The following is a 10,251-nucleotide window of genomic DNA, read 5'->3' on the forward strand; positions in this document are numbered from 1 at the left end:
TCCGTGACTAGAAGAAGGCTCTATGTGGGGCGGTGAAGGAGCCGAGGAACTCAATCAGCTTGTTCTGCCGATCGTGGACGCAGAACGGGCACGTTTTCAGGTCGAGCTCGGTCAGGACCTGACGGCGCTGCTCGCCGTGCCAGATCTCCGACAGCGAGGCGGTGTTGACGTTGCCGATGATCCCGTCGGTGCTGGTTCGCTTCTGAGCGCACAGGTACACCGAGCCGTCCGCTCCGATCACCGGCTTGAACGCCTGCCAGTGGCAGCGGCTGTAACCACGAACCTGGTGCACCGCGTTGTCGAAGATCCGGTCCACGATATGCACGTCGAAGGTCTCATCGTCCAGCTCGACGGCTTCGGCCAGCTCCCGAAGCATCCGCTCGTGCAGCTCCGGGGCAATGGCGACTCCGGAGTACGACTTGTACTGGATGTAGTCGGCACCGCAGTCTTTCACCAGCCGTCCGCAGGCCAGGATGTCGCCGACGTTGACCTCGTTGATGAAGAACCCGGTGCCGACCGTGCAGGGGCCGTCGGCCTCGGCCAGCGCGCGCAGGTTGGCGATGATCCTGTGGTGATCGTCGTTGCGGTGCAGGCGGGCATGCAGCCGAGGGTCAGCGGCGTCGAGGCTGAACCGGACGTAGGTGGCGGCCTGCTTGAGTCGAGCGGCGTGCTCGGGGAAGACTCGGGAGCCGTTCGTGACCAGGCCGACCGCCATCCCGTGTCCAGCGGCCCGCTCGATCGCGTCCACGGCGGCAGGATGTGTCATCGGCTCTCCGCCACCGACGAAGAGGATCGATTGGCAGCCCAGCTCGGCCAGCTCGTCGATCACGCGGAACAGGACCGGGGTTTCGAGACGCTCGCCACGCTCTGCGGAGTGCATCGAGTGGTAGATGCAGAACGAGCAGTCGTGGTTGCACACGTTGCTCGGGTCGAGCTCGACACTCGTCGGAAAGGCGTTATTGCCGTCCAGGTACGCGAGTAGCTGTGCGTCCTGGGCCAGCAGGCGCATCGGGTCGAACAGGAACCGGAAGCGGTGGGTTCGTTCGATGACCGCGTACTTGTAGCCGACCTCTTCGGCCAGGGTGCGGATTCCCGACGTGAGCGTAGCCACGTCCTCATTGATCATCTGGTCCGCCGGTAGCAGCGGCAGGGTCTTCCTGCTCACGTAACTCGTCCTCTCTGAAGGCGTCGAACGGATCGGCAGATCTGCATTCACGCGGGGGTGAGAAGGTGATCAGCGGGTGTGACACAGGCACCCGTGCGAGCCGAAGCGAGGACCGCCTCAGTCGCCGCGACAACGGCGGCGCCCTCACGCAACGTCGCGATGTCACTCGGCAGGCCCAGCAGCGTGTCCCGAAATGCCTCGTGCTGGCTTCGGAGCGGCTCGCCGATCGGTACCTCGTAACTGATCGTCTTGTCTTCGGCATAGTGAGTGAGGGTGCGTGTCACTGCGTCGGCCAGTACGCAGCCGCCGACGGTTCTCGCGACGACCACCCACTCCCGATGCGGAGAAGTCCGGCTGACCTCGATGTTCGCGATCTCGCCGCCGCTGAGCCGCAGCAGGATCGCGGCGAGGTCCTCGTACGGACGAGCACCGTCATGGCTCACGTTGGCCGCGACAGATGTGATGTGGCAGCCGGTGAGCCACATGGCCAGGTCGATGACGTCGTCCCCCACGCTCGTCATGACGTCGGCGCGTTCTGGACAGCCCTCGTGCCTACGAACGGCTACCTGATGGACAGTGCCGAAGTCTCCGCGGTGCAGGCGCAGACCCAGCTCCTTCACCGTCGGGTCGTACCGTTCGATGTGAGCCACGGCGCCGACCAGGCCCGCGCCCTCGAAGACCCGCGCCAAGCGCATGGCGGCCGGCACCGAGGGGGCGAGGGGCCTTTCGATGAGGGCGTGGATTCCGGCCGTCGCGAGGGCGAGTCCGATCCGTTCATGTTCAGCGGTTGGAGTGGCGACAACGCAGTAATCCAGCTCCAGATCCAGCAGCTCGTCGATGTCGCGTACGGCGTGTACGCCGTCGAACTCCCCAAGTCGTGTCGGCTCTGTGTCCGCCACGGCGACCAGGGTGACGTGTTCCAGCGAACGCAGGATCCTTGCGTGGGCGCTTCCCGCCGAACCGAGGCCAATGACCGCCGCCCGGAGAGTTCTCTTCATCGCCGAACCGCCAGTTCGAGAATTCGTACAGCTGACAGGAGTGAGAGGCGGGTGGCGTGGAACCTCGTGGGGGCTCGGACTCCACGCCGCCGCGCCGGTCTATCGGCCGACCTCGGCGAGCACACGCTCGACGCGATCGGCTGCCGTGACGGGATCGCTTACCTGGGCGATCCGCTCGGGCCAGGGAAAGTAGAAGCACCACTCGCCATCGCCGTCGACGGCGACCATCACGGTTTCGCTCATCACAGGTGCGGCGAGGTTGATCACGTGCAGGCAGGGCGTCCGGCCCGCACCGGCGCGCAGTCGAGCGGAGAAGCCGCGGCTCTCCAGTTCGGCGCCCAGCTTCTCCAACCAGGAGACGACCTCCTCTGGAGCGATTGTCATAGCGGATCTCCCGAGAGGCGTGGGACGGGGACCTGACAGCGCATGGGAATGGCGAACCAGACGGACTTGCCGTACACGTCCTCCCTCGTCGGGAAGGGGATGCCATGTCGGCAGCCGCAGCGGGCTCCCGACACCTCGCGGACGATGGCGAGCCCGCGGCCGTGCTCCTCCTCGGGGCCGGCCACTCGCATGACGGGGTTGATGGTGCCGCTGTCGAGCACTTCGACGTGGAGCTCGTCCTGCTCGGATCGCAGCACCAGCTCGAAGGGAGCATCTCCGTACAGCACGGCGTTGCCGACGAGCTCGCTCACCATGAGAACGGCGTCGTCCACCAGCTCCGCCGGGAGGCCCAGTGCGATGAGCGCACCTCTGATCAGCTGACGCGCCTGAGCCGCGGCCCGGGCGTCCTCCCGCAGCGGCCAGGCGGCAATGATGGCCGGCCGTTCCCGGACTAGAGTCACCGAATCCGCCTCCCTCTGCTGAATGTGTGGTGCTCCAAAGGTGTCGCCACCCGCTCACTGCCGGTAGCGAGAGGTGACCGCGCCGAAGGGCGGCGAATCCACACTGGGGGTGCGGTGAACCCACACCCGTGAGGAGCCTCTCCGGTCGGGCTTTCTGATCTACCGTCGGCATATGCCTGGTCACGACCTGGAATGCGCCAGGAGGATCCGGACGGGGAATTCGGATAGGTCCCCCAATGTGATCGCGCAAGACATACGCGCTTGCTGCGGCCACTCAGCCCTGAAAGCACACCGGCTGGCCAGGGGCTGGACCATCGAGAAGGCAGTCGAGTCCTTCCACGAGATGTGTGCCCGTGATGGGCTCGGCGCCCGAGGTCTCACGGTCCGTTCCTGGATCGAGTGGGAGGGCGAGCATCTGCCGAGCGCCGACTATCAGGACCTGCTCTGCCGACTGTTCCTCACCGGACCGGTACAGCTCGGGTTCGCGCGCTCGTACGGCCCATCGGACGAGCCAGCGCGACCACCGCTGAATCAGCGCGCCCTCGTTACAGAGGTGGGCCGCGAGTCGCTCACGCACGCCGGCGAGGCTCAACTCAGCGATATCAGCGCGATCACCCTGGAACACCTTGAGGACGAGATCCGTCGGCTTGCGAGCGAGTACGTCTACGCCGATCCGCTACCGCTCTTCCACCGGATGCTTCACCTGCGCGGTGAGGTCTTCCGGCTCCTCGATGCGCGTGTCCGTCCTGGGCAGGCTGCCCAACTCATGCTGCTGGCCGGGCAGGTGTGCGGGCTGCTCGCGAACGCGAGCCTCGACCTCGGGAACCGGGCGGCGGCGATGGCTCAGGCGAAGGCCGCATGGACCTACGCCGCAGTCATCGATCACCAGGCGCTGCGGGCGTGGGTTCGCGGGCTACAGGCGATGATCGCGTACTGGAGCGGTTCCTCCGACACAGCCGTGCGCCTCGCGCAGGATGGTCAGCGTTACGCCCCCAGCCGTACGGCCTTCGCCCGCCTCGCCAGTATCGAAGCCCTGGCGTCCGCGGCGATGGGCGCGGAGGCGGAAACCGTCCGCACGATCGGCGGCGCGTGGGATCGCAAGGGCGACTACGACGAGATCCATGACGGCGTCGGCGGCGAGTTCCGCTTCGACCTGGCCAAGCACTCCTATCTGGCCGCGGGCGCCTGCGTTCACCTGCGCCACGCCGACGCCGCCATTGCCTACGCGGACCAGGCCGTCTCCCTGTACCGAACGGGGCCAGCCCACCTTCGGGCGTACGGGAACGAGGCGATCGCCTACGCGGACCTCACGGTGGGGCACCTGCTGAAGGGGGATCTGGAGGCCGCGACGGCTGTCGTGACCAACGTCCTGGCCCTGCCCGAGCATCAGCGCATCGACGGCCTCGCCCAGCGCCTGCAGGGCGTACGCCGCTGGGTGAACGCCGAGCCCCGCTTCCGCGGGTGTTCGTACGCGCGCGCTCTGGTCGAGCGCATCGAGGAGTTCCATGCTCTCGGGTCGAGAAGAGAGCTGGCACGATGACCGCCGCGCTCTCGGGGGACGGCATCGTGTCCGGGCTCTGCCACGCTGCCGGAATCGACTCTCGCGGGGCCAGCCTGATTCGTATCTGCGCGAATGCCGTCTACTACCTCCCTCGGGCCAACGCCGTCGTCCGCATCGCGTCCGTCGACACTGCGGCCAAGGCCCGGCGGGCGATCCGCATGGCGCACTGGCTCGAAGACATCGGGTTTCCGGCGGTGCGCGTCCATGGGGACGTCCCCGAGGCCGTCGTCATGGATGGTGCCGTCGCCACCTTCTGGCAGTACCTTCCGCAACCCGGTCGGGCTCCATCCGTCGTACGGCTCGCGCCGCTGCTGCGCCGGCTGCACAAGGAGCTGCCGCCCTTCCCGCTCCCACCGTGGGACCCGGTATCGGATGCCCGGGCCAATCTGCAGCTGGCTGTCGGCATGCTCGCTGACCGCGACCGCGAGTTCCTCCTGCGATGGTGCGACCGTCTGGACAGGGAGTTGCCGTCCACCCCTTACCGGCTGCCGTACGGACTGATCCACGGCGACGCATGGGCGGGCAATCTGCTCTGGCGCGGCGACGAGGTCGTTCTGTGCGATCTCGACCAGATGTGCCATGGGCCGCTCGAATGGGACCTGGTGCCCACGGTGGTCAACGGCCTGCGTTTCGGCCATCCCTCTGTCGAGGAGTTCCTGGGCTCGTACGGGTTCGACGTCATGGCCGCGGAGTCCTTCTCACTGCTCCGGCAGGCGAGGGAGCTGACCATGCTGACCGGTGCGCTGCCGGCCCTGGCGAGCCGGCCGTCCATCGCACGCGAGATCAGCAGAAGGATCGACACCCTGCGCAACGCCGGGCTGGGCCGGTGGACCCCGTACGAGTAGCTGCGCGCTCACGACCGGTGACGTACCGTTGAAGCCGACCTTGCTTGGGAGGGCCCCGAGATGGCCAGGCCTGGACACGACGTCGAGTGCGCACAGCGCATCCGCATGCTCCGCCTTCTTCAGGCGACCGATCCTCCACCGATCGCAGTACTGCACGCGATCTCTGCCGAGATCGGTCAGTGCTGCGGACATCACCCGCTCAAGTGCTTCCGGCTCGCGCATGGGTGGAACAGCGCGGAGAAGGCCGTCCAAGCCCTGCACCGGTTGTGCGAAGAACAGGGGCTTGGCGCGCGTGGCCTGACCAAGCGATCCTGGCTTGACTGGGAGAGCGGGCACCGGCCGGGCGCGGACTACCTCGACCTGCTGTGCCGGCTCTTTCGGACGAGCCCGGTGGAGCTCGGCTTCGCCACCGACTACACACCGGGTGTGAAGACGTCGGTCCCCGCGACGGAACGAGAAGTGATCATGAGTGCCGCCAGCGAATCCAGCGACCACGCCGCGGAGATCGAGGCCGCAGCCGTCGGACCCAACGCACTGGAGCAGCTCAGCGAGGACATCATCCGCCTGGCCCGTGCATACGTGCATGCGCCGCCGCTGCCGCTCTTCGGGGAGTTGACCCGGGTGCGTAACCGTACGTACCGACTGCTGGAGCGCACGCGGAATCCAAGGCAGCAGCACGAGCTGTACCTCGCGGCCGGGCAGCTCTGCGGCCTGCTGGGCAGCGCGAGCTTCGACCTCGGCTACCCGTACGCCGCGGCGGAGCAGGCCAGGGCCGCCCGCGTCTACGGGGAGGTCATCGGCCACAACGAACTGTCGGCGTGGGCGGACGGGCTGCTGGCATGCGTGGAGTTCTGGGCCGGTCGCCCGGCCCAGGCGCTCCGGTTGGTGGAGCGGGGGCTGGCAATCGCTCCCGCCGGTACGACTCGTGTAAGGCTGCTCAGCATCGCCGCCCGAGCGTCCGCCCTTCTCGGCGACAGCGACGGCACTCGCAACGCGATCCTTGCCGCCCGGGACGCTCGCGGACCGCAGGGGGAGTTGCACGAAGGTGTGGGCGGCGAGTTCGGATTCGAGGAGGCCCGCGAAGTCTTCTGCGCTGGCTCCGCCTACTTGAACGCGGGCATGGCACAAGAAGCCAAGGCAGAATGCGAACGAGCGCTCAGCCTCTACCGAGCGGTGCCCGTCGAGCAGCGTTGGTACGCCGCCGAAGCGAGCGCCTGCGTCGACCTGGCGGCTGCCCGCCTCCTGACCGGCGACATCGACGGAGCAGCCGATGCTCTGTCTCCTGTCTTCGCCCTACAACCAGACAGGCGCGTGGAGGGCCTGATCAAGCGCATGGGGCAGGTGCGCGCCTCTCTCGCGTCTGTCACATCCCTTGAGGCGGGTTCCTTGGCGGAGAAGATTGAGGTCTACTCGACGGAGACCGCTACCCGGATGCTTCCCGCTGCCTTCTAACGGCGATTCCAAGCCTCTCGGATAGCAGGTGGCGAGGTCAGCGACGATCTCGGTGAGACACTACGCTCTGCCCTCGGTCGAGATGCAGGTGCCGAAGACAGGCCTCTCAGCCGGGTAACGGCGCTGCGGGGATCAGTGACTCGTTTGGAGTGGCCGCCAACTCGACCATCACATGCCCCTGGAAGCCCCTCTAAGCCACGTAGGCGGCCGCAGCTACCTCCCTGGGCACCCGAGAGGGGAGGAAACACTAGGGATTTGAGATTTGAGCCATACTAATTAGCCAACCCAATAATCGATACCCAATAACTTCTACTCGATTTATGAGATGCGGCCTTGAGGTCAGACATAGCCCTACCTATTCTTTGCGCCACACAGCAATCCCGAGAGGTCGCAAGGCTAGGCACGGGGCCTGCATTTCCCCAGGCCAGAGACGCCGACGGTTGCGCTAGCATCAAAGCACAGCCGGGATTTGCAGAATTGTTCGCCCAAGGCACGCTTCACTGCTACGGTTACATCGCGCGCAATGCCCCACCAATGAATGAGAGGGGGTGAAGACATGTGGGGTATCAGCATTGAGATTCAGTGGTGGCGCACCCGCCACCGACACGGACGACCGGAACGACGGCGGGTGCTCAGGTTCGTATGGAACCCCTTCAGCCCGTAGAGGCTGAACCCTGGGGGGTTGGTAGCGGCCAATCCCCCAGGTGAAACTGTGTCGCAGACCTCGCAACGGCTACCAAGGTACTCGTGTTTGCCGCTCCTTGTCGCGGAACCAGCACCTACTGCCTAAGAGCGTGACTCATTTGGGGACTGATCGTTAGTTCGTTCGTGGATGCGTTCCTTCGACGGCTTGTGCCTGATGAGTTGTGGGAGTTGTTTCCAGCGGGTGGTCCCGCCGGCGCCGACGCGGCCACAGGGTGGCGGACGACGGCGGGTCGACGATCGAATGATCCTGGCGGCGATCGTGTACGTGGCCACCACCGGGTGCGCCTGGTGGCAGTTGCCGCCGGTCTTCGGCGCCTCCTGGCAGACAGTGCACCGCCGCTTCACCGAGTGGAGTACCGCCAGGGTGTGGGCCAAGCTGTACCGAATCCTGCTGGACGAGCTCGGCGCGCGAGGAGAGCTGGACTGGTCGCGGTGCGCGATCGGCTCCGTCAGCGTGCGGGCGATGAAAGGGGGAACTGACAGGTCCGAATCCTGTCGATCGCGGCAAGAGTGGGTCGAAGATTCACCTGATCACCGAACGGACCGGTCTGCCTCTCGCTGTCGGGATCAGCGCCGTCAATGTCCATGACAGTCTGGCGCTGGAACCGCTGGTGCGCAGCATCCTGCCCATTCGCTCCCGTCGTGGGCCGCGACGGCGCCGACCCGCGAAGCTCCACGGGGACAAGGGTTATGACTATCCCCACCTGCGAGCCTTCCTGCGCGGCCGGGGCATCATCCCGCGCCTCGCCCGCCGCGGGGTCGAGTCCAGCCGGCGCCTGGGGCGTCACCGGTGGGTCGTCGAACGGACGGTCTCCTGGCTGGCCGGCTGTCGCCGCTTACACCGGCGCTACGAGCGCCGGGCCGACCACTTCGCGTCCTTCGTCGCCCTCGCTGCGGCCCTCATTTGCTACCGCCGACTCGCCAAATGAGTCATCGTCTAAGGAGAACCGCAGCGCGTTGTACGACGCTTTGGACGCCCTGCCCTGGCGGGATGCCCCCATCGCCCACCACAGCACCCACAAAGGCCATGGCCGGATCACCACCCGCACGATCCAGGTCCTGCCCGCCCCACCCGATCTGCCGTTCCCCCACGTCAACCAGGTCTGGTTGATCGAACGCCACGTCACCGCAACCGACGGAACCCCCCTGTCGGCCATCGCCCAGCTCGGCATCGCCAGTCCAGACGCCGACATGGCCACCCCCACCGACCTGGCCGGCTACAACCGCGACCACTGGGGCATCGAGGTCCTGCACTGGATCCGCGACACCCTGTACAGCGAAGACCACTCCCGCACACGCACCCGCTCCGGCCCCCGCGTCATGGCCTCCCTGCTCAACCTCGCCATCGGCGCGTTCCGCCTAGCCGGACGCACCGACATCACCGAAGCCACCCGCTGGGCATGCCGCTACATGAGCAGGCCATTCGCCATCCTCGGCCTCACGTCATGATCTTGGAACGGCCGTGCTGGTTCCCCACCAGGACTCCCCTGTACCAGCCCCATCCGCAGCTCTGGCGCCCCCGCCGATGATGTCCACCTCGCTGGGGGAAAGTCACGGCCCCGTTGGGCGAGGATTTCGGCAATCTTCCCTAGAAGATCTACTCGGTCCGGGTAGCCCCTGGTAGCGAGAATCGTTCGGATGTACTATTCTGATGTACAGGTGTACTAGAATCAGGTACATGCCAGCCAAGGAGATCCTCCGTGCGATCAGGGACGCCATCCGCGCCGGATGGAACGAACCTCCCGGTCGGACGGGCGGCCGTGCCCACATCTACAAGAAGCTCTTCTGTCCCGGGGGCCGTGGGTGCTGTCCGCCGCTCTTCATCAACGGCACGCCCGACGTGGCGGAACATGAAGCAGCGAAGATCTACAAGGCTGTGGCCGGTTGCCCGGCCAGCAAATGACGACGAACGAGGAGGGGAACGGCATGAGTGTGGATGTCTTCTGGTTCGACATCGACGTTGCCGGTCCAGTGACCGACGACCACGTCGACAAGCTGGCCGAGTCACTGCACAACAAGGGCGGAATCGACGCTACAGTGCAGGCCGACGAGCGGGGAGGGACAGTCATGTTCTCCCGCAAGGCCGAAGATGCTGCCGAAGCGATCCTCACGGCGATCGAGGACCTACGAGCTGCCGACTTTACCGTCACAGGGATCGGTGGCGGTGACCTGGTCTCGATCGAGGAGGTCGCACTTCGAGCCAAGGTCAGCATGTCAGCAGCCAGGCATTGGGCTGGCGGGCTACGAGGACCAGGCGGGTTCCCTCCGCCAGTGCAAGCCAAGCTGTACTCATGGGCGACCGTCTCAGAATGGCTGATCCAACACAAGCTCGGTTCCGTCGACCACACAGCAGGCCAAGTCGCCAGAGCCGCGGTCTACTTCAACGCCCTGCTGACCGTTGAACGGACGAGAGAGTCGATCCCCTCCCACCGCCGCAAAGCTGCCGAACACGAGATGCTCAGCGGGCATTGTTGAACGGCTCTGAGGTGTTGATAGAACAGTTCGGCAAGTGGTGGGGGGGGGGGGGGGGGACCCCCCCCCCCCCCCCCCCCCCCCCCCACCCCCCCCCCCCCCCCCCCCCCCCCCCCCCCCCCCCCCCCCCCCCCCGCGCGGGGGGGGGGGGGGGCGGCCCCCCCCCCCCCCCCCGGCGGTGTTCTGGAGGGTGGTGGTGGGCCTCAGG

10 protein-coding genes and 1 pseudogene are annotated in these 10,251 nt (G+C 66.5%); 7 read left to right on the top strand and 4 right to left on the bottom strand.

What is annotated here, in order from left to right; genetic code table 11:
- Window positions 1-7: 7 nt before the first annotated feature.
- The 4 genes from ACGFIB_RS09360 to ACGFIB_RS09375 all read right to left on the bottom strand — a co-directional run bounded on the left by ACGFIB_RS09360 (window position 8) and on the right by ACGFIB_RS09375 (window position 3,008).
- Window positions 8-1,165: a radical SAM protein gene (locus ACGFIB_RS09360; RefSeq protein WP_393369965.1), complete on the bottom strand. Its 1,158-nt coding sequence runs from the start codon at window positions 1,163-1,165 to the stop codon at window positions 8-10.
- Between the two features lie 47 nt (window positions 1,166-1,212).
- On the bottom strand, window positions 1,213-2,163 hold the full coding sequence (locus tag ACGFIB_RS09365; RefSeq protein ID WP_393369967.1) for a Gfo/Idh/MocA family protein: 951 nt from the start codon (window positions 2,161-2,163) through the stop codon (window positions 1,213-1,215).
- A 99-nt stretch (window positions 2,164-2,262) separates the two neighbouring features.
- Window positions 2,263-2,547, bottom strand: coding sequence for a hypothetical protein (locus ACGFIB_RS09370; RefSeq protein ID WP_393369970.1), 285 nt, complete (start codon window positions 2,545-2,547; stop codon window positions 2,263-2,265).
- On the bottom strand, window positions 2,544-3,008 hold the full coding sequence (locus ACGFIB_RS09375) for an ATP-binding protein (RefSeq protein WP_393369973.1): 465 nt from the start codon (window positions 3,006-3,008) through the stop codon (window positions 2,544-2,546). Before ACGFIB_RS09375 ends, ACGFIB_RS09370 begins: the two co-directional genes overlap by 4 nt.
- 238 nt (window positions 3,009-3,246) lie before the next feature.
- Here ACGFIB_RS09375 and ACGFIB_RS09380 point away from each other — a divergent pair, with 238 nt between their 5' ends.
- The 7 genes and pseudogenes from ACGFIB_RS09380 (at window position 3,247) to ACGFIB_RS09410 (ending at window position 10,046) form a co-directional block, all read left to right on the top strand.
- A complete protein-coding gene (locus ACGFIB_RS09380; protein ID WP_393369976.1) occupies window positions 3,247-4,548 on the top strand; it encodes an XRE family transcriptional regulator in 1,302 nt (433 codons plus the stop codon).
- Complete coding sequence (locus ACGFIB_RS09385) at window positions 4,545-5,414, top strand: phosphotransferase (protein ID WP_393369979.1); 870 nt, start codon at window positions 4,545-4,547, stop codon at window positions 5,412-5,414. The genes ACGFIB_RS09380 and ACGFIB_RS09385 overlap by 4 nt, the downstream gene beginning before the upstream one ends.
- Window positions 5,415-5,519: 105 nt before the next feature.
- Window positions 5,520-6,866 (top strand): XRE family transcriptional regulator, encoded by a 1,347-nt coding sequence (locus ACGFIB_RS09390; protein ID WP_393369982.1) that lies wholly within the window; start codon window positions 5,520-5,522, stop codon window positions 6,864-6,866.
- 828 nt (window positions 6,867-7,694) lie between these two features.
- Window positions 7,695-8,500 (top strand): annotated as a pseudogene (locus ACGFIB_RS09395) (IS5 family transposase).
- 28 nt (window positions 8,501-8,528) lie between these two features.
- On the top strand, window positions 8,529-9,020 hold the full coding sequence (locus ACGFIB_RS09400; RefSeq protein ID WP_393369985.1) for a hypothetical protein: 492 nt from the start codon (window positions 8,529-8,531) through the stop codon (window positions 9,018-9,020).
- Between the two features lie 229 nt (window positions 9,021-9,249).
- Entirely contained in the window at window positions 9,250-9,474 is a 225-nt protein-coding gene (locus tag ACGFIB_RS09405; protein ID WP_393369988.1) for a hypothetical protein, read from the top strand.
- Between the two features lie 23 nt (window positions 9,475-9,497).
- A complete protein-coding gene (locus ACGFIB_RS09410) occupies window positions 9,498-10,046 on the top strand; it encodes a hypothetical protein (protein WP_393369991.1) in 549 nt (182 codons plus the stop codon).
- The last annotated feature ends 205 nt before the right edge of the window (window positions 10,047-10,251 follow it).

The organism is Microbispora bryophytorum (assembly GCF_043197435.1).
Lineage (GTDB): Bacteria > Actinomycetota > Actinomycetes > Streptosporangiales > Streptosporangiaceae > Microbispora > Microbispora bryophytorum.